The organism is Pseudomonas sp. zbq_18, assembly GCF_043102245.1.
Classification (GTDB): domain Bacteria; phylum Pseudomonadota; class Gammaproteobacteria; order Pseudomonadales; family Pseudomonadaceae; genus Aquipseudomonas.
Window position 1 is genome coordinate 49630 of sequence record NZ_JBICIT010000015.1, and the last position, 21847, is coordinate 71476.

Sequence of the window (21847 nt, forward strand, 5' to 3'; positions counted from 1 at the left end):
CCTTCAGTGGATAGGGTGTTATGTCCGGAAAAGCGCAACAGCAATCTCGTTTGAAAGAGTTGATCAGCCGTGGTCGTGAGCAGGGTTACCTGACTTACGCCGAGGTCAACGACCACCTGCCGGAGGATATTTCCGATCCGGAACAGGTGGAAGACATCATCCGCATGATCAACGACATGGGGATCAACGTATTCGAGAGCGCTCCGGATGCGGATGCCCTGTTGCTGGCCGAAGCTGACACCGACGAAGCCGCAGCCGAAGAAGCTGCCGCTGCGCTGGCTGCGGTAGAGACCGATATCGGCCGCACCACCGACCCGGTGCGCATGTACATGCGCGAAATGGGCACTGTGGAGCTGCTGACCCGCGAAGGCGAAATCGAAATCGCCAAGCGCATTGAGGAAGGCATCCGCGAAGTCATGGGCGCCATCGCCCACTTCCCCGGTACCGTCGACAGCATCCTGGCCGAATACCAGCGCGTTACCAGTGAAGGCGGCCGCCTGTCCGACATCTTCAACGGCTACATCGACCCGGATGACGGCAACCTGCCGGCCGAGGAAGTCGAGCCCGAGCTCAAGGAAGCTGCCGCCGAAGAAAAGGACGACGAGGAAGAGGACGAAGACGGCGATAGCGATTCCGATGACGAAGGCGATGGCGGCCCGGACCCGGAAGAAGCCGCTCGCCGCTTCGGCGCCGTAGCCGAGCAGCTGGAAAAGACTCTCAAGGCCCTGAAAAAACATGGCCGCGGCAGCAAACAGGCAACCCAGGAGCAACTGACCCTGGCCGAACTGTTCATGCCGATCAAACTGATCCCCAAACAGTTCGAAGCCCTGGTCGACCGCGTACGCGGCTCGCTGGAGCAGGTTCGCGCCCAGGAACGCGCCATCATGCAGCTGTGCGTGCGTGATGCCCGCATGCCGCGCGCCGACTTCCTCAAGTTGTTCCCCGGCAACGAAGTGGATACCACCTGGGCCGCCGGCCTGGCCAAAGGCAAGGCCAAGTACGCCGAGGCCATCGCCAATGTGCAGGCCGATATCCAGCGCTGTCAGGAAAAGATGATCGCCATCGAAGCCGACGCCGGCCTGGTGATTGCCGAGATCAAGGACATCAACCGTCGCATGTCCATCGGTGAAGCCAAGGCTCGCCGCGCCAAGAAGGAAATGGTCGAGGCCAACCTGCGCCTGGTGATCTCCATCGCCAAGAAGTACACCAACCGCGGCCTGCAGTTCCTCGACCTGATCCAGGAAGGCAACATCGGCCTGATGAAGGCGGTGGACAAGTTCGAATACCGTCGCGGCTACAAGTTCTCGACCTACGCCACCTGGTGGATTCGCCAGGCGATCACCCGCTCGATCGCCGACCAGGCGCGCACCATCCGTATTCCGGTGCACATGATCGAGACCATCAACAAGCTCAACCGCATCTCCCGTCAAATGCTCCAGGAAATGGGTCGCGAACCCACTCCGGAAGAGCTGGGCGAGCGCATGGAGATGCCCGAGGACAAGATCCGCAAGGTACTGAAGATCGCCAAAGAGCCGATCTCCATGGAGACGCCGATCGGCGACGACGAAGACTCGCACCTGGGCGACTTCATCGAGGACTCCACCATGCAGTCGCCGATCGAGGTGGCTACCGTGGAAAGCCTCAAGGAAGCCACCCGCGAGGTCCTGGCCGGGCTCACCGCCCGCGAGGCCAAGGTCCTGCGCATGCGCTTCGGCATCGACATGAACACCGACCACACCCTCGAGGAAGTCGGCAAGCAGTTCGATGTCACCCGTGAGCGCATCCGCCAGATCGAGGCCAAGGCGCTGCGCAAGTTGCGCCATCCGACGCGCAGTGAGCACTTACGCTCCTTCCTCGACGAGTGATAACGAAAACCCCGACAAATTGTCGGGGTTTTTTGTTTTCCTGCGGGCTACACTGCAAGCAGTCAATGGCGTTCCCGGAATCACCGCATGTCGCGTCTGCTAGCCATTCTTCTGTCGTGTCTGGCGTACTGGATGCAGCCTGCGGCGGCGCTTGAGCTAAGCCCAGAGGAAGAAGCCTGGCTCGCCGAAAATCACCGGATTCGCCTTGGCATAGACGCATCCTGGCCACCCTTCGAGTTTCGTGACGCCAACGGCCGCTACAGCGGCCTCAGCGCCGGCTACGTCCAGCTGATCGAAGAGCGACTCAAGCTCAGCCTGACGCCTGTTGAACCCAAGAACTGGAGCGAAGTGCTCGCCAGTGCCAGGAGCGGCAAGCTGGATCTGCTGCCAGGTGTGATGTCGACCCCGGAACGACAGCGCGACCTGATCTTCACACGCCCCTACCTGGATTTCCCGATTGTCATCCTGGCCCACCGGGACGGCCCGCAGCCAAGCAACATGCAGGACCTTTACGGCCTGAAGATTGCGGTCGTCAAGGACTATGCCCCCCACGAACTGCTGCGCAACCGCCACCCGGACCTCAGCCTGCTGCCCCTGCCCAGTGTCAATGCCGCGCTACAAGCGCTGGCTTCCGGCCAAACCGACGCCATGGTCGGCGACCTCGCCTCCAGCGTCTGGAGCATGCGCCAGCTGAAGCTGGAAGGTGTGCAGATCAGCGGCGAAACACCCTACCGCTACCAGCTAGCCATGGCGGCGCCGAAGAGCCAGGCCGTGCTGATCGGCATACTCGACAAGCTGTTCGCCGACCTCAGCACGCAAGAAATCGAGGCACTGCAGGAGCCCTGGATAGGCGGCGTGCTGGATCGCCGCCAAGTCTGGCGTCAAGCCCTGCTATATGGGCTCCCCGCACTACTGCTAGTGCTGGCCGTGCTGGCGATCGTGCTGCGCATCAACCAACGCCTACGCCAGGAAATGCAGGAGCGCCAGGCGCTGGAAGAGCTATTGCGCACCAGCGAACAGCATTACCGAGGCTTGATCGAGAGCCTCTCGGCCATTGCCTGGGAAGCCAACCCTGAGAACTTCCAGTTCTCCTATGTATCGCCGCACGCCGTGAAACTGCTCGGCTACCCGCTGACTGACTGGCTCCAGCCTGGTTTCTGGCAGCGCACGGTACACCCTGATGACCTGCCCACCGCGCTGGCCAGCTGCGGACGCCTGCAGGAACAAGTACCTGACCATGAAATCGAGTACCGCATGCTCGACAGTCAAGGCAAGACTGTCTGGGTCCGCGACATCGTCACCCTGTTCCGGCGCGACGGACGCCTGGTCGCACGCGGCCTGATGATCGACATCAGCGCCGCCAAACAGGCCGAGCAGGCGCAGCGACTGTCCGAGGAGAAGTTCGCCTCGGTGTTCCACAACTGCCCCGACATTCTGGTCATCGCCCGCCGAACCGACGGCGTGCTGCTGAGCGTCAACCATACCTTCGAGCAGCAACTCGGCATCCCCGCCGCCGAGGCCATCGGCAAAACTGCAACACAGCTCGATATCTGGGGCCATGCCGGCATCGGCCCTCTGCTGCTCGACCGTCTGCAAGAGCAAGCCTTGAACAATATCGAAATGCCGTTTCGCCGACGCAACGGCGAACCCTTCACGGCGCTGATCTCGGCCCAGCACATCGTACTGGATGACCAGCCGGCACTGGTCGTGGCCGTACGCGACATCACGCAGCTCAAGCAAACCCAACGGCAACTCAAGGTGTCCGAGGAAAAATTCGCCAAGGCCTTCCATGCCTCTCCGGACGGCATGCTGATCACCCGCCTCAGCGATGGACAGGTGCTGGAGGCCAACGAGGGTTTCAGCCGCATTACAGGCCACGATTATCAGCATGCAATTGGCCGCACCACCGCAGAACTGGGTATCTGGGTAGACCCCAACGACCGCCTGCGCCTGATCGACCACGTCAGCCGCCAGGGCATGACCCGGGATTTTCGCGCCTGGATCTACAACAACCGGGGCCAGCGCCGCCTGGGCGAGCTGGCAGCGCAGCCAATCACCATCGACGACGAACCCTGCATGCTGACTATCGCTCGTGACATCACCGAGCGCGAGCAGATGCAGGAGCGTCTGCACCAGGCCGCGACCGTATTCGAAAGTACCGCCGAGGGGGTCATGATCACCGACCTCGAACAACGCATCACCGCCGTCAACCGCGCCTTTACCGATATAACCGGCTTTACCGAAGCCGAAGCCCTGGGCCAGACCCCACGCCTGCTCGCCTCCGGCAAGCACGACAGCGCCTTCTACGCGGCCATGTGGCACCAGCTGGCTGCCGAGGGGCACTGGCAGGGAGAAGTGTGCAACAAGCGCAAGAATGGCGAGCTCTATCCGGAGTGGCTGACCATCAGCGCCGTACGTGACCAGAGCGGCCAGATCACCCACTTCGTCGGCGTGTTTGCTGACATCAGCTCACTCAAGCAGGCTCAGGACAGGCTCGACTACCAGGCCCACCATGATCCGCTGACGGGCCTCCCCAACCGCATGCTGTTCGAAAACCGCCTGGACAACGCGCTCAAGGACGCCCGCGCCGACAACCAGTGTGGCGCCGTACTCTTCCTCGATCTGGATCGTTTCAAGCACATCAACGACAGCCTCGGCCATCCGGTTGGCGACCAACTGCTCAAGGCCATCGCCCTGCGCCTGCGCGAACAGCTACGCGACATCGACACCGTAGCCCGCCTGGGCGGCGATGAATTCATCGTACTTCTTCCCGGCCTGCACCAGCCGCGTGATGCCGAGCGCGTCGCCACCAAACTACTGGCCTGCTTCGGCGCCCCCTTCCAAGCCGAGGGCCATGAATTCTTCACCAGCGCCAGCATCGGCATCAGCCTGTTCCCCCAAGACGGCAACGACGTGCCTACCCTGATCAAGAATGCTGACGCGGCCATGTACAGCTCCAAGGCCAAAGGCCGCAACCGCAGCGAGTTCTATACCCGCAAACTGACCTTCCAGGCCACCGAGCGCATGACCCTGGAGCTTGAGCTGCGCCGCGCCATCGAACGTGACGAGCTGAGCCTGTATTACCAACCCAAGCTGTGCCTGCGCAGCGGCCACCTGGTTGGCGCCGAGGCCCTGTTACGCTGGCACCATCCGGTGTTCGGCGAAGTCCCACCGGACCGCTTCATCCCCCTGGCCGAAGACAACGGCATGATTCTGCAACTGGGCGACTGGGTGATGCAGGAGGCCTGCCGCCAGATGCGCCAATGGCAGGACAGCCACGCGCCCTTTGGCCCGCTCTCGGTCAACCTCGCCGGCAGCCAGCTGCGCCAGCCACAGCTGACCGAGCGCATCACCGGCATGCTCGACGACTTTGGCCTGACCGCCGACAAGCTCCAGCTGGAGATCACCGAAAGCTTCATCATGAACCAGGCCGAAGAAGCCCTGGCGATCCTGCACGAACTGAAAGCCCTCGGCCTGCAGCTGGCCATCGACGACTTCGGCACCGGCTACTCTTCACTCAGCTACCTAAAGCGCCTGCCGCTCGACATCCTCAAAATCGACAAGTCCTTCGTCCACGGCTTACCCGGTGACCCCGATGACGCCGCGATCACCCGCGCCATCCTCGCCCTGGGCCGCAGCCTGCAAATGACCGTGATCGCCGAAGGCGTGGAAACCAAAGCCCAGGAGCTGTTTCTGACCAGCGAAGGCTGCGAGCATATCCAGGGCTACGTGGTCAGCCGCCCCCTGCCCGCCGAATCCTTCGCCAGCAACTTTCTTGGCCCCTTGCCGATTGGCAGCGCAGAAAACGCGCCGGTATAATCCGCCGCTCCTTCTGAGGGCCTATAGCTCAGTTGGTTAGAGCACTCGACTCATAATCGATTGGTCGCAGGTTCAAGTCCTGCTGGGCCCACCATCTATATAGAAAGCCGCGCACTGCGCGGCTTTTTTCATTCTGCGCCAGAGAGCCCCACATGGCTGCGTGGGTTAGACACTGAGCCGAATAGCCGGCATTATCGGCTCACTATATGAGCCGAATAGACTCGCTAATCGGCTCACAGGCGAGCAGCCCTCATGAATGACCCGCTCTGGATCTGGCAGCAGCCCGATTGGCCGCACTTCAGTTGGCAAGCCGATGCGCTTGCACCGCTGCTGCGCGCGTGCGGCCAGGCGCAGGGCCGTTTGCTCGGGATGCTCGGTGCTGTAGGTGGCGACACTGAAGTGCAGAGCAGCCTGGATGCCATGCTGCAGAACATCGTCACCTCATCAGCCATCGAGGGTGAGCAGCTGAATGTCGGCTCGGTGCGTTCATCACTGGCACGGCGCCTGGGGCTGAACGAAGAAGGCCGCACCACCTCTCGATCCGAAGGCCTGGCGGAACTGATGCTCGATGCCACCCGCGCCTATCAGCAGCCGCTTGATCTGCAGCGGTTGTACACATGGCATGGTTGGTTATTCCCCAGCGATGACCACCTGCTGGCCCGTCCGCTACGCATCGGCATGCTGCGCGGCGAAGAGCCTATGCAGGTAGTTTCCGGCCGGCTCGACCGCCCTACCGTGCATTTCGAGGCCCCACCCCGTGCAGGGCTGGAAGCGCAACTGAACGACTTCATCGCCTGGTTCGAGAGCAGCCGTAGCGATACCGGCCTCGACCCGTTTCTGCGTGCCGGCATAGCGCACTTCTGGTTCGTTACCCTGCACCCCTTCGATGACGGCAACGGTCGCCTTACACGCGCCATCACCGACCTGGCACTGGCCCAGGGCGAACAGCAGGCCATCCGCTTTTACGCCATGTCGGCGAGCATCCTTGATGACCGGGCCGGCTATTACCGCATCCTGGAAGCGAGCCAGAAAGGTACGCTGGATATCACCGCCTGGCTGCAATGGTTCCTCGCAACGCTGCTCAAGAGCCTGGAGCAGGCCCTTGCTCGTATCGACCGCGTGCTGGTCAAGGCGCGCTTCTGGCAGGCTCACCGCAGCCAAGCCTTATCTGCCGAGCAGATCAAAGTGCTTAACCGCCTGCTCGATGGCGGCGAGAAAGGTTTCGAGAACGGCATCAGCGCCGCGCAATACCAGGCCGTGGCCAAGGTCTCGAAAGCCACCGCCACGCGCCATCTGAGCGATCTTGTCGAGAAGGGCTGCCTGGCCCGGCTACCGGGTGGAGGGCGCAGCACGCGCTACCAGATACAGCATTAGGTTACGCCCGGCTTTAGTGGGCTTGCAGCGTTTCCAGGCGACTCATAATCCTTTGGTCCACGGTTCGAGTCCGTGTGGGCCCACCAAATAGAGTGATCATCGAGACCAGCCATTGCACTGGTCTTTTTGTTTGCCGCCATGTCGGCCAGCGGAGGCAGGACCTCTGATGGCGGACGCAAGAGGTGGGATCAGTGGTTGCTGGGCACCGTCTGGCCTGCGCGTTTTTCCCGGTACATGGCGGTGTCGGCGTGCTTGAGCAGGGTTTCGATCTGCTCGCCGTGTTCGGGGTAGTGGGCGATACCGATGCTGGGGACGATGCGCAGGGGATGGCCGTCGATGTTCAGCGGGCGGCCCAGTTCCTTGCGTAGTTTGGCGGCGATCTTGTCGACGCTCTCCGGCGCCTCGATATTCTCCAGCAGCAGGACGAATTCATCGCCGCCGATGCGGGCCACCGAGTCGGCTTCGCGTACGCACTGTTGCAGCCGCAGCGCGACTTCCTGCAATAGGCGGTCGCCGACGGTGTGGCCGCAGGTATCGTTGACCTGCTTGAACTTGTCCAGGTCGAGAAACACCAGGCTGAACCGGCTGCCGTTGCGACGAGCACGGGCCAGGGCGCTGTCGATGCGGTCGTGCAGGAAGCCACGGTTGAGCAAGCCGGTCAGTTCGTCGTGACGCGCCATGCGCTGCAGGCGCTCGTACAGGCGTTTGCGCTCGATGGCGGTGGCGACCTGGGTCGAGACGAACTGCAACAGCTCGTTGTAACGCGCCTCGTTGCTTGGGCTGTGCAGCACCAGCGCACCGATCACGCCGGCCTCCGACACCAGCGGCGCTCCCAGCCAGCGGTGACCGTCATTGGCCGCCACTTGCAGCGGCTGCCCGGTGCGCACCAGCTCCTGGCAGAGGGCGATAGGCGGTTCGGCCTGGGTGTCCGCCTGGTAGGGGAATTCCAGCTTGCCGCTCTGGCTGTCGTAGAGCGCCACACAGAAGTCGCGGGCCGGTAGCAGCTGGTCGACGATCTGATGCACCTGGCGGAACAGCGCCAGCAAATCCTGCGCCGTATGGGCCGCCTCGGAAATGCTGTAGGTCGCTGCCTGCAGGGCTTCCGCCTGCTTGCGTGCGGTGATGTCACGGGCCACGCCGATTCGCAATTGGTCGGCCTCGGACCAGCGCGCCGACCACATGATGTGCACCAGGTGCCCGGCCTTGTGTACGTAGCGATTCTCGAAATGCGGCTGAACTTGACCGGCCATGACGGCCCGCGCAGTCGCCTGGGTCTGCTCGATATCCTCAGGGGCAACGAAATCGAGCATGCGCCGGCCGATCATTTCCTCTGGCGAATAGCCGAAGACGCGCTCAGCGGCGGCACTGACGAACACGAAGCGCCCCTGCGCATCGACCATGCATACGGCGTCCAGCAACAGGTCAAGGGCATCGAAGGGAAACTTGCCGCTGTCATTCTTCATAACGGACTACAGAACCAATGCATAACGGCAGACTGCCACTAATGGACAACTTAGCACGCCGCCACGCGGGTTCGTAGACCACCTACCTCAGCGAATCCGGCATTCAGGCGTTGCGCAAGCCCCGGACATGCAGCACGCCGAACAGCAGTATCAGCAGTCGATCCTTCCAGGGCTCGACCTGGCGTTGCAGGCGGCCGTGCAGCAGGACGATCTCGAGCAGGTGCACGACCAGCAACGCCAGGGCGATCCAGTTCATGTAGGGGCCGGCGAAGGGCAGGAACAGGTTGACCAGGGCCAGCAGCCAGTAGAGGGCCAGCACGCCTTTGGCGACTTTGAGCATGAGTTACTTCCTTCAACTGTAGAGAAAAGGCGGTTGCGGATATCGGCAGCCGCTGCCGATGCCAACTTTGTGCGCCTCGGGCTCGTTGAGACGCTTGATCAGCTTGCACCGGCGCTGCGGCTCTGACACCCGATTATGCAGCTCGGACGGGGCGATCTGGGTGTCATGCGCCGGCGGCGCATGGCCGCGCATCACCACCTCGGTGAATTCCAGATCGAGGTAGCTGACCACGCGCCGCTTCAGCGCTCTATCCCTGCGGGGCGAGTTCAGCGCACGGTCAGGCCGAAGGGTTCGTCGCCGAAATCGAAGCAGGCAAGGAAGGTCTTGATATCCAGCAGGTTGCCGTCGACCTTCACATCGCCCAGCAGCGCGCCTTTGACCAGGCCGCCCTCGCCGGTCAGCAGGGTCTCCATGAAACGCTTGTCCATGGTCAGCTTGAGCGGGGTGCCCGCGGGAATGCCCTGGTGCAGCTGCACCACGCCACGACGGATCTCCAGCGCCCATTGCTCGTCGATATCGGGAAACTCGAAGCCCAGGGTCAGCTCGACGTCGCGGCCCTTCTCCGGGTCGATGCGGGTGATCCAGTTCTGCAGGAAGATCTGCGGGGTGAAGTTGCGCACCATGTCCGGCGACAGCAGCACCGCGCGCATGGCCACGGCGCGGTCGCGGATGCTCTCGCCGTCGAGCTTGCCTTCCAGCTCCATGGCGCTCATCAGGTACCAGTTGCGCCAGTTGATGTTCATGCTGGCGTAGCCCAGTTTGCGGAAACTGCGGGCCTTGATGTCGCGTGCCAGTTTGTCGTCGTTGTCGACGCGGATGGCGTAGCCGGAAAGCTCGGCGGCCCATTGGTAGTCGCCTTTCAGGTAGGCCTCGCCGGCCGCCAGCAGGACCTTGTCGCGGCCGCCCATCAGGGCGATCAGCCTTTCTGCCTTGTCCTTCGGCGGGATCGGGTCGAGGTCCACCGGGTCGCCCTGGAACCAGCCCAGATAGCCGTTGTAGATCTGCCGCACGCTGTGCTTCACCGTGCCGTAGTACTCGCGCAGATAGGGGGTGTAGCCGGCCAGGTGCGGCGGCAGTTTGACCTTCTCCACCAGCTCGTCCGGGGTCAGGCCCTTGTTCATCCAGCGCACGGTCTGGTCGTGGATATAGGCGATGCCGTCGCGGGTCATGCGCAGCACTTCCTCGACCTTGTCCGCACCGCTCACCGGCTGGCCGTGCAGCGGCACCATGTACTCGGCGCGGAACTCGCGCAGCTTGTCCAGGCTGGCCACCCACTGCACCGGGTCGCGGAACTTGGTGCCGCGCAGGGTGTGGATGTTCGGCAGGGTCGGCCCCTGATCCACCTCAGCGCTGATCAGCACGCGGTTCTGCGGCAGGTAAAGAACGATCTCGTCCGGCGCCTCGCTGGGCGCATGCAGGAACTGCACCGGCAAGCCGGCGATGGTGGTGTCCAGCTTGTCCTTGAAGGTGATGGTCGGGGCGATGAAGGAAGACGGCTCGGGCACGACCAGCGGGCCGATGCCGGCGTTCATGTCCTGGGTATCTGTCGCCTCCAGGAAGGAGCCGAAGCTGTAGGCCGAGCGCACGCCGAGGATCGGCCCGACCAGCGCGCCCTGGGCCACCACGTTGGCCAGCAGGGTCTCGTGGGCGTAGATCTGCACCTCGCCGCTCTCCACCTGCTCGCGGCTGACGAAGGCCTGCACGCCGTTGATGTGATCCGGGTGGAAGTGGGTGTAGACCACCGCCTTGACTGGCTTGTCGCTGAACTTGCGGAACTCGGCCATGATCTTGCGCGACTCGCTGACCGACTCGCCGGTGTCGACGATGATCAGCCCTTCCGGCGCCTCGATCATCGCCACGTTGCCCAGCTGCCAGCCCACCGCCGAGTAGACGTTGTCGGCGATCTTGTAGACCTTCTGGCTGAACAGCTTGGTGTGCGCGGCTAGCTCGGCATTGATCGACGGCTCGATACGCTCGGCCGGCAGCTCGGCCTGGGCGGTGAAGGGCAATGCGGCGGCCAGCAGCAGGCCGCTGAAGCGACTGATGGAAGACATGACAGGACTCTTGTTCTGGATGTGCTGGCAGGTTGGCAAAACAGCCTTGATACTTCCAATGCATTTCAATCTAAAAGGCAATGCACCAAGCGCATGAACGACCTCCGCCAGCTCCGCCACTTCGTCGCCCTCGCCGAGCACGGCCACTTCGCCCGCGCTGCCGAGGCCGTGCACCTCAGCCAACCGGCCCTGAGTCGCAGCATCCAGGCGCTGGAAAGCAGCCTCGGCTGCCAGCTGGTCGACCGCCACAGCCGCGGCATCAGCCTTACCGCCCACGGCCAGCTGGTGCTGGAGCATGCCCGGCGCCTGCTCGCCAGCAGCCGGGCGCTGAGCAACGCAGTGAGCCAGCTGGGCAACCTCGGCAGCGGCGAGTTGCGCCTGGGCGCCGGCCCCTATCCCGCCGCACGCCTGGTCCCGCTGGCGCTGGGGCAGTTCAGCCAGCGCTACCCACAGGTGCGCGTGCAACTGTTGACCGAGAACTGGCAGCAGCTGCACCGGCGCCTGCTCAATGAAGAGATCGAACTGTTCGTCGCCGATATCCGCGAACTCAACGCAGACGCCCAGCTGCGCATCGAGCCGCTACGCCGTTTTCCCGGCGTGCTGTTCTGTCGCCCTGATCATCCCTTGCACCTGCTGCAACGCACGCTGCAGGTAAGCGACCTGCGCAGCTATGGCCTGGCCGGCACGCAGCTGCCACAAGCGATCAGCCATCACCTGGAGCGCGTGGGTGGCGGCGATCTGCTGAGCATCCAGTGCGACAACTTCATGGTGCTCAAGGAACTGGTGTCGAACAGCGATGTGCTGAGCATGGCGCCCTGGGACGTGATCGCCCAGGACGTACAGGCCGGGCGCCTGGCCCTGCTGCAGCTGGCCGAGGTGCCGGGCGTGGCCAGCTCGGCCTACGGTATCGTCAGCCGCGCCGGGCACAGCCTGTCGCCGGCCGCCGAGCAGCTGCAGCAAATACTCCACCAGCAGGATCACGCCAGCCTGGTGCCCGCGCTGGTACTGAACGCGGCTGCGGACTGATTCCTCGGCGCGGCCAGGCCTCGCACTGACTTCATCGCGGCTTTAGCCGCTCATACATCCGTCGCTGGCCCCGCGCCGCCAGCCGGGCGCACGGCTAGCGGGCAGCGCAATAGAATCTGCTGGCCACCTTCGCCTAACCCCGACGTCGATACGGCAGCGACTTTTTACGCAGTCGCCTGGCCAGGTGCTCCAGGGCGTCCAGGGTTTGCAGGATTTCGGCGTGATGCAGGGAAGTGCGCTGACGCTTGCTCACGGTTTCTTCCGCTTCGAGCTGGTAACGCGGGTTGAACGTATCCATGAAAATTTCCTCAACAGTGATGAGGCGACGTAAGCCGCCAGGATTGTCAGCAGTCAGGAAAGGCTTCGGACTTGTTCTTGTCGGTTAAGCCTGCACGCAACCGATGACCGTCAGATGTACGGCCGGCGCCTGATCACGTTCTGCTCAACCTGCCGACAGGTCAAGCCGGCAGCCGACAAGCGCGGTCTATAGTTGCCGTTCGACTTTTCAACCCAAGGAGATCTCCATGAGCAAGATCTACAAGGTCGCCGTTCTGGTCGGCAGCCTGCGCCAGGCCTCGATCAACCGCAAACTGGCCATGGCCCTGGCCGAACTGGCACCGCCCTCGCTGCAACTGGAGATCGTCGAGATCGGCGATCTGCCGCTGTACAACGAAGACACCGACGTCGAGCCCTATCCCGAGGCCTACCTGCGTTTTCGCGGGCAGCTCAAGGCTGCCGACGCCCTGCTGTTCGTCACCCCGGAATACAACCGCTCGATCCCGGCACCGATGAAGAACGCCATCGATGTCGGCTCGCGTCCCTACGGGCAGAGCCATTTCGGCGGCAAACCCGGCGCCGTGCTCAGCGCCTCGCCGGGCGCCATCGGCGGCTTTGGCGCCAACCATCATCTGCGCCAGTGCATGGTGTTTCTCGATGTGCACATGCTGCAACAGCCCGAGTCCTACCTGGGCGGTGCGGGCAAGTTCTTTGCCGAGGACGGCACGCTGGATGACGGCGTCAAAGGCTTCCTGCAGAAATTCATCGACACCTATGCAGCCTGGGTAACACGCCTGGCCCAAGGCTGAGCCTGCATGAGGGCGGTCACGACCTGCGTGCCTATTCGCTGTCGCCTGCCGTGGATTGGTCTGGGCTACAGCGGGCAACGGCTCCTGTAGGTAGGGGCTTGCAAGGCAAAACCGAGGCCGCCAGGCAAGCACCGTGAGGCGCTTGTTGATCAGGCCGCAGTGCGGCCGTTGGCCTGTGGAAGGTGCGGGTCTGCCGCCTAACGGCAGACCTGGCGATAGAGCGTGCCGTCCTTGGCGATGCGCTTGAGCTGATCGAGCTGCGGCTGCTGCTGTGCATTCAGCGGCAACAGTTCGGCGCTGTCGCAGTTGAGCAGATGCGCCTGGTGCGCAACGTGATCGATATGCTGCTTCTCGAAACGGTAGAGCATGAATTCGGCCACCATCCGGCCGTCCAGCTCGCGCTTCGCCACGCTGGTGCTATCGAGCACGGTAAAGGCGGTGACCATCGGCACGAAGTAGCTCCACGGGCGCCAGAACACGTGACCCGCTTCGGTCGCGACCACGACCGACTCCTTGGGCTGGCGCGCCTGCTGATGCTCGAACCAGGAATACTCGTAGAACACCTGATACCCCAGCATTCCCAGACCACCGAACAGCGGCACGATCCACTTCGGCAGTTTGTTACGCGTCAGTTTGCGCAGCAGCAGAGCGATACCGGCAGCGCCGAGCCCCGCCACCACAATGGCAAGCAAAGTCCACAACATAGGGTTGTTCCCGAAAAAAGACGGGCCTCCAGTGGAGGCCCGTCTGTCAGAGCCTGGACCATCGACAGATGGCGTCAGGCCAGGATTATGCTTAGTGGCTCAGAGCGGCACCAGCACCTTTGGGAGTACGGACGCTTTCCACCAGCTCCTGGATTTCCTGCGGCGGCGCGGCGGTGACCATCGATACACCGTAGGCCACGGCGAAGTTGATCAGGGCGCCGACAGTACCGAAGGAAGCCGGAGAGATGCCCATGAACCACTGGTCCGGGGTGTTGGGCAGCATGTTGGTCTCCGGAATGAAGAACCAGCCCAGGTAGGTGAAGATGTACAGCAGGGTGACCACCAGACCGGCGATCATGCCGCAGATCGCACCCTTGTCGTTCATGCGCGTGGAGAAGATCCCCATCATCAGCACCGGGAACAATGTTGCCGCCGCGATACCGAAGGCCAGCGCCACCACCTGCGCGGCGAACCCGGGCGGATTCAGGCCCAGATAGGTCGCCAGCAGAATCGCGCAGGCCATGGAGATCCGCGCCGCCAGCATCTCGTTCTTCTCGCTGATCTTCGGGTTGATCAAGGTCTTGATCAGGTCATGACTGATCGCCGAAGAAATCGCCAGCAACAATCCCGCAGCCGTCGACAGAGCCGCCGCAATGGCACCCGCCGCGATCAGGCCGACCACCCAACCCGGCAGGTTGGCGATCTCCGGGTTGGCCAGCACCAGGATATCGTTGTTCACGGTCAGCTCGTTACCGTTCCAGCCACGCTCCTGGGCAGTCGGGGTAAAGGCTGGAGCGGCATCGTTGTACATCTGGATGCGGCCGTCGCCGTTCTTGTCTTCCCACTTGATCAGGCCGGTCTGTTCCCAGTTCTTGACCCACTGCGGACGCTCGTCATAGGACAGCGCCGGCGCAGAAGCGCCTTCCGGATAGATGGTGGTCACCAGGTTCAGACGCGCCATCGAGGCAACGGCCGGCGCGGTGAGGTAGAGCATGGCGATGAACACCAGCGTCCAGCCAGCCGACCAGCGGGCATCGGCCACTTTCGGCACGGTGAAGAAGCGGATGATCACGTGCGGCAGACCGGCAGTACCGATCATCAGCGACATGGTGAACAGCACCATGTTCAGCTTGTTGGTGGTATCGGCGGTGTAGGCCGCGAAGCCCAGTTCACGCACCACTTCATCGAGTTTCTGCAGCAGCGGCACGCCGGACTCGACGTGGTCACCGAACAGGCCCAGCGGCGGGATCGGGTTACCGGTCAGCTGCAGGGAGATGAAGATGGCCGGGATGGTGTAGGCCACGATCAGGACCACGTACTGGGCAACCTGGGTGTAGGTGATGCCCTTCATGCCGCCGAATACGGCGTAGGCGAATACCACCGCTGCGGCAATCCAGATACCGGTGGAGTTGTCCACTTCGAGGAAGCGCGAGAAGGCAACGCCGGCGCCGGCCATCTGGCCGATCACGTAGGTCACGGAGATGATCACCAGGCAGATCACCGCAGTCAGGCGTGCACCGCGGCTGTAGAAGCGGTCACCGATGAAATCCGGCACGGTGAACTTGCCGAACTTGCGCAGGTAGGGTGCCAGCAGCATCGCCAGCAGCACGTAGCCACCGGTCCAGCCCATGAGGAAAGTAGAGTTGGCATAACCACCGGCGGCGATCAGGCCCGCCATGGAAATGAAGGATGCAGCGGACATCCAGTCAGCGGCGGTCGCCATGCCGTTGGTGACCGGATGCACACCGCCGCCAGCGACGTAGAACTCCTTGGTGGAGCCGGCACGCGCCCAAATGGCGATGCCGATGTAGAGCGCAAAGGACGCGCCTACGAACAACATGTTGATTACGAATTGGCTCATGACCACTTACTCCTCGACGCCATATTCTTTATCGAGTTTGTTCAGTCTCCACGCGTAGTGAAAAATGAGCCCGATGAAGACGAGGATGGAGCCTTGCTGCGCGAACCAGAATCCGAGATCGGAACCGCCAACGGAGATTCCCGCGACCATCGGGCGCAGAATCATGGCGAATCCGTAGGAAACCAGTGCCCAGACGATCAGGCTCCAGGTGATGAGCCGCACGTTGGCCTTCCAGTAGGCCGCGGCATTTGCTTTTTCAGAAGTCATAGACGCCTCCGGTTATTGTTATTCTGCTGCAGCTTCAAACTAGCAGCAGGTCCCGGCAAGCCGACAGCTAGACATTGGTAGTAGTAGTCGCTTTGTGCCGTATCGGACACTTACGCTGAAGCTGTAGAAGAACAACGGCATCTTCCAAATGGTGCGAGGATTGCCTCGGACCAGTTGGACTGTCTGGCCCTAAACCAGCATCTGAAACTTCGGTTGAAGACGCCTAGAGCGGAGCATCGGCCGAGACGCCGAAAGACGCGACCTCAACTCATCAAATTGGGTCGGAGACCAGTTCGATCGGTAACAGGTAGCGTTCCTCGTCATACTCAATACGAAACTGATCGCGGCGAGCATCGGCTTCGATGGTCTGGCATTCGCCATCAACCACCACCATGCGCCGGCCAGTATGAGTTCGCTTGAAGATCAGGTCACGGTAGCCATCGTGGCCGACATTGTCCGTAACGATGAGCACGCCCTTGGCCTCGCCGAACGAAGCTGTGCAGTCGTCGTCTCGTTCGCCGCCATAGCTCTCCACCACCAGCTCTCCCATCACGGAGTGCAACCCTTGCTCTTTCAACTCGTAGAGAGTGAGTTCAGTTTCCATGAAGGGATTCATGCGCGACCCGTTACGACGACTGATTCGAACGCCAAAGGCCAGGTTATCCCCATGCAGGCGATAAGGCGCGGTATCCAAGACCAGCCTGTCCACATAGATGGCATCCCAATCCAATCGACTGTACTCGACCAGACGCACCAGGAAACGCTGCGTTTCGCTATCCAGCACCAGCACTTCAAGATCCGCCTCGCCATGAGTGTCATGCTCCGCCCGCACCAGAGGCATTGCGATCAAGGTCAGCTCAGGCCGCGCTGGCCAGACCTTGCAGACGCTTTGCTCACCTTCCACCCGGTAGTGCCCGCGCTCGTCTTTCAGCGCCAGGCCGGCGGCATGGCCCGGATGGGCCATTTCGATCCAGGCCGGCAATTGCTGCCGGCAATCATCGGCGTGAGCCAGGTTCGCCAGCAGCCCGACAAGGGAGATAAGCAGTCTCTTGTTCATCCTTGAAGCACTCCCTTTCAACGAGCCACGAGTCTATACGGCGACCCGCCCACTGCCCATGACGCGTATCGCGCAACAGCCAGGCAATACGCAGCGCGAGCAGGTGCCCGGCACGCGCCTCCTCGCGCAAACCCAGATGCCCACTCATTGCCGATACCACAGGCGGAAGAAGCCAAAGGCCAACAATAGGCCAACTTGGCCGAGAGCCGCGCAGAGCTGCAGAAAAGACTGCACATGCGGGTTACTCGCCGCGCCCGGGAGCCCCGTCAAGCCCTCCCAGAAGTCGCCAGGCAACAACTCCAGCGCCAGCCAGGCCAGCGGCCGGCCGGTGAGGTTGAGACCGTGGATCAGGTCGAACTGGCCGAAGAACATCAGCCCGATAAGGATCAGGCCGGATACCACCAGCCCCAGGGCCAGGCAGGCAGAAAACTGCATGAACAAACGCAACATGTCGATTTCCTCACTGGGCGCGGCCGCACCGCGCCCGTATTGGGTCAGACGGCGGCCGGCTTGCTCAGGCCGTACCAGTCGAGTTTGCGGGTCAGCACCATCACCACGCTGAGCAGGCCGAACACCAGTAGCGAGCCCATCAGCAGGGCGTAGTCCTCGGCGTTGAGCAGGGCGTAGAGCATGCCGTAGAGCGCGGCCAGGGCCAGGGTGAAACCGGCGCCACGCAGCCAACTGTGCAATACATGGCTGACGTAGAAGCCGATCAGCAGCACGCAGGCGCATGCCGCCAGCAAATAGGCCTGGGCAAAGGCCATGTGCTCGGCCAGCGACAGCAGCAGCAGGTAGAACATCGCCAGCGACAGGCCGACCAGGCCGTACTGCACCGGGTGCACGGCCAGACGCCTGAGCACCTCGAAGAGGAAGAAGCCAGCAAAGGTGAGGACGATGAACAGCAACGCGTACTTCAGTGCCCGGTCGCTCTTCAGGTACTGATCCACCGGGTCGACGAAGCTGACCCCGAAGTAGCGGCTCTGCAGGCTGCGGCACTGTTCACCCGCGCTGCAGCCATTGAGCACTTCCTCCAGGTTGGTGGCGAAGAAACTGGTCTGCCAGCGCGCCGTGAAGCCTTTGCCGGTTATCTCGCGCTCGCTGGGCAGGTAAGCACCGATAAAGCTCGGATGCGGCCAGTCAGCCTCCAGGTCGACCAGCGTCTCGCGGCCCACCGGTACGATATTCAGCTCGCCGGTGCCCTGCAGCAGCAGGTCGAAGGCGAAGTCCAGGCGCCGGCCCTGGTGAATGTCGGCCACGGCCAGCGGCAGCGGGGCGTGCACGCCGGTGCCGAGCAGGTGGGTGGCGCTACCCGGCTGGAACGCCAGCTTGCGCCCGCCCTGCTCCAGCACCAGGTTGTTCTTGATGCCGCGGATATCACTGATACCCACGCTGACGAAGGGCTCGCCAAAACGGTAGTCGCCGACATTCTCGCGGATGCCGAAGTTGGCCGGCACCTCGAAGTGCCCGGAGAGCCGGCTGTTGCTGTGGAACAGGCGCGCCTGGTAGATGCCGCGCGCGCGCAGCTCGGTGCTGACCGTGCCGCCCAGGGCAAAGTACTCGGGCAGGAAGTACAGGCGGCCGGAACGTTCGCTTTCCTCCAGGTAGCGTTCGCCCGTGTTGACGTGGGTTTTCCAGCTGCGCTCGGTCTTGCGGTACGGCACTACCAGCAGCGGGCCGGTAATGGTCTGACTATGGCTGGAGCTGCGCGCAATATCGCGCAGCACCTCGTCGCGCAGGGACTGACGCTCCTCGACCATGCCGTCGATCATGAGGATGGGGATCATCAACAGAATGATCAGCAGGCCTATGGCACCAAGCTTGATCAGCAGATTGCGGTTCATCGGGACTCTCCTTGGGTTGCTCCGAGGGAGAGTCTCGACGGCGCCAGTGGCGGCGCCGTGGGGGAAATGTGGAGAGTCTGTGGAGATTGCTGGAAGCGGGTAGGCTGGGTAGAGCGCCGCAAAACCAAGCATCAAGCTCGTAGGTTGGGCTGAGTACGCGAAGCCCAACAGACAAAGCACCCGTGGGTTGGCGGGCTAGAGCACGGCGAAAATCCGCAACGAAAAAACGTTGGGCTTCGGCGCGGCGGCCGCAACCCAACCTACGAACTGTTGTGTCGAGCCACGCAAGTTGAGCAGCGCGAAACCCGGCAGCGCGTCACGCCGGGTTTCGGCGCATGGCGCCTCTACGCCAGCCTACAAGCGCCCGGCAACTAACCCACCTCACCGCGAATGTACTGCTCCAGCTGCTGGATCAGGCTGGCCTGATCGTCGATGGTCTGCTTGACCAGGTCGCCGATCGACAGCAGGCCGATCAGTTCGCCTTCAGCCATGACCGGCAGGTGGCGCAGGCGGCGGTCGGTCATCAGCTGCAGGCAGTGCTGCACGCTGTCACGCGGACCGACGGTGATCACCTCGGACGTCATGATGTCGCTGACTTTGGCATCGAAGGCGGCACTCTCCATTTCAGCCAGTTTGCGCACGTAGTCACGTTCGCTGACGATGCCCACCATGCGCCCACCGGCCATGACCACCAGAGCACCGACGCGCTTCTCGGCCAGCTGCTTGACCGCCTCGAGCACCGAGGCATCCGCCGCTACGCTATGGATATAGGCGTTGTTCTTGTTACGCAGCAGTTCGGCGACCGTCTTCATTGTTGTTCTGACTCCCTGGTTGAATACCCCACAGTTTTAGCAGAGTGTGCCGCCCTGCGGACAACGCGAAACAAGCTGTAGCAACCTACGCGCCAGAACACCTAGACGCGCGGCAGGCTCAGACTCACCTCGACGCCACCGGCGACATTGCCAATGCGCAACTCGCCGCCATGCAGTGCCGCCACCTCCTGCACGAAATTCAGCCCCAACCCGGTGCTCTTGCGCCCACTGCCAGGGCGCGGCAGCGAATAGAAACGCTCGGTCAGGCGCGCCAGCGCATAGTCGGGGATAGCCGGCCCCTCATTGAACAGACACAGCACCCACTGCTCGCCCGAGGCGGAAGCCGAGAAACGCAGCACGCCGGCGGGCGGGGTGAAGTCCAGGGCGTTGTCCAGCAGATTGGCCAGTGCCTGGCGCAGCAGAAAGCGCTCACCCAGCACCCGCACGCTGGCGTCCAGCGCAACCTCGACCCGCAGCCCTGCGGCCTGAATACGCGCCGCCTGGCCCTGCAGCAGACTCTCGACCAGCTCGCGCAGATTCACCGCCACCCGCTCTTCCAGGCCCTGACGCTGTTCGACCTGGGCCAGATTGAGCAGGCGCTCGATCAGCTGCTGCAGGCGCTCGCCCTCACCGGCGATATTGGCCACGAAACGCCGGCGCTGCTCGGCCGGCATCTCCTCTTCGAGCAGCTCGGCGGCGCCACGGATGGCCGCCAGCGGGCTCTTCAGCTCGTGGGTCAGGGTATGGACGTACTGCTCGACATAGGCCTTGCCCTCCAACTCGGTACGCATCTTCTGCACCGCCTCGGCCAACTGCTTCAACTCGCCGCCGCGCAATTCCGGCAGCTCGGCGCGCTCGCCACGGCTGACCGCGCCGGCATAGCGGGTGAGCTTGCGCAGCGAGCCGCTGAGCCACCAGGACAACAGCCCGCCGATCAGCAGGCCAAGCCCGATCAGGCCCGCGCCGAGCCAGCCCAGTCGCCGCTGCGAGCGCTCGATATAGGGCTGCAGCGACTGGTTCGGCTTGGCCACCGAGACCACGCCGATGATCTGCTCGCCATCCTTGATCGGCGCTGCCACGTACATCACCGAGCTGTCCTCGTCGGCCGGGTCCTCGCGGGTCGAGCGGGCGCCGTATTCACCGCGCAGGGTCAGATACACATCGTTCCAGCGCGAGTAGTCCTGGCCCACCGCCACGCCGCTGGAGTCGAGCAGGACGATGCCCTGGGCATCGGTGACATAGATGCGGTGGTTTACCGCACGCTTTTCCACACCCCAGATCTGCGCCTGCGGCTGACGCCGACCGTAGGACTCCAGCAGCTCGGGCAGACGGCCCTGGGCCAGGCGGCCGCTCTTGACCTCGTCACGCAGGATCTCGGCCAGCAGGTTGGCAGTGTCGACCAGGGTTTCCTCGGTGCTCTGGCGCACGCCTGGGCGGATTTCGTCCATCACCGTGCTCAGCACGAACCAGCCGGCCAGACCGACGAACAGGAAGTAGACCAGGAAGATGCGGATACCCAGTGGCATCACACTAATCTCAAGCTGTAGCCCAGGCCACGGTGGGTCTGGATGGCCTCGGCGTGCGCCGCCACCTGGCGCAACTTGGCGCGCAGGCTCTTGATGTGGCTGTCGATATTGCGCTCGTAGCCGGCCTCGGCCGGCACCCCCAGGGCGTCGAGCAGCTGCTCGCGGGAAAACACCCGCTCAGGCTGGCCGAGCAGGGTCTGCAGCAGGCGAAATTCGTGGCGGGTCAGGGCCAGCGGCTGGCCGTGGTAGTCGATCCGCACCCGCTCGGCGTCCAGCTGGAACGGCCCGCTGTGGCTGATCGCTGTCGTCGCGCGCTCGCCACGGGGCAACAAGCGCTTGAGGATGGCACGCACCCGCGCGGCCACTTCACGCGGGCTGAACGGCTTGATCACGTAATCATCGGCGCCAATTTCCAGGCCCACCACCCGGTCGATCTCGGCATCGCGGGCGGTGAGGAAGATCACCGGCACCTCGGAGAAGCGTCGCAGGCGTTTGCAGGCTTCGAAGCCGCTGATGTCCGGCAGGCCGACATCGAGAATCAACAGGTCGGCCGGGCTGCGCTGCTGCAGCTCCAGCGCCGCTTCGGCCAGTTGCAGCCAGGTGGTGGTGAAACCCTCGGCCTGCAGGGCGTAGACCAGGGTATCGGCGATGGCGGCTTCGTCTTCGACTATGAGGATATGCGGCATGGCGTCCGTGCGCTCGGCGTGGCGATGCAGGCACGGTGCCGCAGCGGCGCCAACGCCGTCAACCGCC

At 63.1% G+C, this 21847-nt stretch carries 19 protein-coding genes and 1 tRNA gene; 6 read left to right on the top strand and 14 right to left on the bottom strand.

The features are described from left to right. Window positions 1–20 precede the first annotated feature (20 nt). The 4 genes from rpoD (at window position 21) to ACF8C6_RS12495 (ending at window position 7058) form a co-directional block, all read left to right on the top strand. Window positions 21–1865, top strand: a complete 1845-nt coding sequence (gene rpoD, locus ACF8C6_RS12480) for an RNA polymerase sigma factor RpoD (protein WP_277689586.1) — start codon at window positions 21–23, stop codon at window positions 1863–1865. A gap of 87 nt (window positions 1866–1952) precedes the next feature. Then, on the top strand, window positions 1953–5684 hold the full coding sequence (locus tag ACF8C6_RS12485; protein ID WP_392499586.1) for a bifunctional diguanylate cyclase/phosphodiesterase: 3732 nt from the start codon (window positions 1953–1955) through the stop codon (window positions 5682–5684). Window positions 5685–5701: 17 nt separating this feature from the next. Then, window positions 5702–5778, top strand: a tRNA-Ile gene (locus tag ACF8C6_RS12490). Between the two features lie 158 nt (window positions 5779–5936). Then, window positions 5937–7058, top strand: a complete 1122-nt coding sequence (locus ACF8C6_RS12495; RefSeq protein WP_392499587.1) for a Fic family protein — start codon at window positions 5937–5939, stop codon at window positions 7056–7058. A 188-nt stretch (window positions 7059–7246) separates the two neighbouring features. Here the strand turns inward: ACF8C6_RS12495 and ACF8C6_RS12500 are convergent, their stop codons facing one another. From ACF8C6_RS12500 to ACF8C6_RS12515, 4 genes are all read right to left on the bottom strand, one after another. Then, a complete protein-coding gene (locus tag ACF8C6_RS12500; protein WP_392499588.1) occupies window positions 7247–8521 on the bottom strand; it encodes a diguanylate cyclase domain-containing protein in 1275 nt (424 codons plus the stop codon). 103 nt (window positions 8522–8624) lie between these two features. After that, entirely contained in the window at window positions 8625–8861 is a 237-nt protein-coding gene (locus tag ACF8C6_RS12505; RefSeq protein WP_392499589.1) for a DUF1145 domain-containing protein, read from the bottom strand. 12 nt (window positions 8862–8873) lie between these two features. Then, window positions 8874–9092 carry a hypothetical protein gene (locus ACF8C6_RS12510; RefSeq protein ID WP_392499590.1) on the bottom strand — a complete coding sequence of 73 codons (219 nt, stop codon included), beginning with the start codon at window positions 9090–9092 and terminating at the stop codon, window positions 8874–8876. Between the two features lie 35 nt (window positions 9093–9127). Beyond that, entirely contained in the window at window positions 9128–10915 is a 1788-nt protein-coding gene (locus ACF8C6_RS12515) for an alkyl/aryl-sulfatase (RefSeq protein ID WP_392499591.1), read from the bottom strand. Window positions 10916–11008: 93 nt separating this feature from the next. On the opposite strand from ACF8C6_RS12515, the gene ACF8C6_RS12520 reads away from it, so the two are divergent. After that, on the top strand, window positions 11009–11941 hold the full coding sequence (locus tag ACF8C6_RS12520; RefSeq protein ID WP_392499592.1) for a LysR family transcriptional regulator: 933 nt from the start codon (window positions 11009–11011) through the stop codon (window positions 11939–11941). A gap of 133 nt (window positions 11942–12074) precedes the next feature. Here ACF8C6_RS12520 and ACF8C6_RS12525 read toward each other — a convergent pair whose 3' ends face one another. Beyond that, window positions 12075–12239 carry a hypothetical protein gene (locus ACF8C6_RS12525; protein ID WP_392499593.1) on the bottom strand — a complete coding sequence of 55 codons (165 nt, stop codon included), beginning with the start codon at window positions 12237–12239 and terminating at the stop codon, window positions 12075–12077. A gap of 226 nt (window positions 12240–12465) precedes the next feature. Here ACF8C6_RS12525 and ACF8C6_RS12530 point away from each other — a divergent pair, with 226 nt between their 5' ends. After that, window positions 12466–13026 carry an NADPH-dependent FMN reductase gene (locus ACF8C6_RS12530; RefSeq protein ID WP_392499594.1) on the top strand — a complete coding sequence of 187 codons (561 nt, stop codon included), beginning with the start codon at window positions 12466–12468 and terminating at the stop codon, window positions 13024–13026. A 197-nt stretch (window positions 13027–13223) separates the two neighbouring features. Here the strand turns inward: ACF8C6_RS12530 and ACF8C6_RS12535 are convergent, their stop codons facing one another. The 9 genes from ACF8C6_RS12535 to creB form a co-directional block, all read right to left on the bottom strand. Beyond that, entirely contained in the window at window positions 13224–13730 is a 507-nt protein-coding gene (locus tag ACF8C6_RS12535) for a hypothetical protein (RefSeq protein WP_392499595.1), read from the bottom strand. Window positions 13731–13821: 91 nt separating this feature from the next. Then, complete coding sequence (locus ACF8C6_RS12540) at window positions 13822–15591, bottom strand: sodium:solute symporter family protein (protein ID WP_392499596.1); 1770 nt, start codon at window positions 15589–15591, stop codon at window positions 13822–13824. Window positions 15592–15597: 6 nt separating this feature from the next. Further along, window positions 15598–15858: a DUF4212 domain-containing protein gene (locus tag ACF8C6_RS12545; RefSeq protein WP_277689596.1), complete on the bottom strand. Its 261-nt coding sequence runs from the start codon at window positions 15856–15858 to the stop codon at window positions 15598–15600. Window positions 15859–16129: 271 nt separating this feature from the next. Continuing rightward, window positions 16130–16915, bottom strand: coding sequence for a hypothetical protein (locus tag ACF8C6_RS12550; protein ID WP_392499597.1), 786 nt, complete (start codon window positions 16913–16915; stop codon window positions 16130–16132). Between the two features lie 144 nt (window positions 16916–17059). Continuing rightward, window positions 17060–17362, bottom strand: coding sequence for a hypothetical protein (locus ACF8C6_RS12555; RefSeq protein WP_392499616.1), 303 nt, complete (start codon window positions 17360–17362; stop codon window positions 17060–17062). 47 nt (window positions 17363–17409) lie between these two features. Further along, window positions 17410–18756, bottom strand: coding sequence for a cell envelope integrity protein CreD (gene creD, locus ACF8C6_RS12560; RefSeq protein WP_392499598.1), 1347 nt, complete (start codon window positions 18754–18756; stop codon window positions 17410–17412). 371 nt (window positions 18757–19127) lie between these two features. Next, window positions 19128–19568, bottom strand: coding sequence for a CBS domain-containing protein (locus ACF8C6_RS12565; protein ID WP_392499599.1), 441 nt, complete (start codon window positions 19566–19568; stop codon window positions 19128–19130). Between the two features lie 101 nt (window positions 19569–19669). Further along, window positions 19670–21094 (bottom strand): two-component system sensor histidine kinase CreC, encoded by a 1425-nt coding sequence (gene creC / locus ACF8C6_RS12570; RefSeq protein ID WP_392499600.1) that lies wholly within the window; start codon window positions 21092–21094, stop codon window positions 19670–19672. Next, on the bottom strand, window positions 21094–21780 hold the full coding sequence (creB, locus tag ACF8C6_RS12575) for a two-component system response regulator CreB (RefSeq protein ID WP_392499601.1): 687 nt from the start codon (window positions 21778–21780) through the stop codon (window positions 21094–21096). The genes creC and creB overlap by 1 nt, the downstream gene beginning before the upstream one ends. Window positions 21781–21847: the final 67 nt, after the last annotated feature.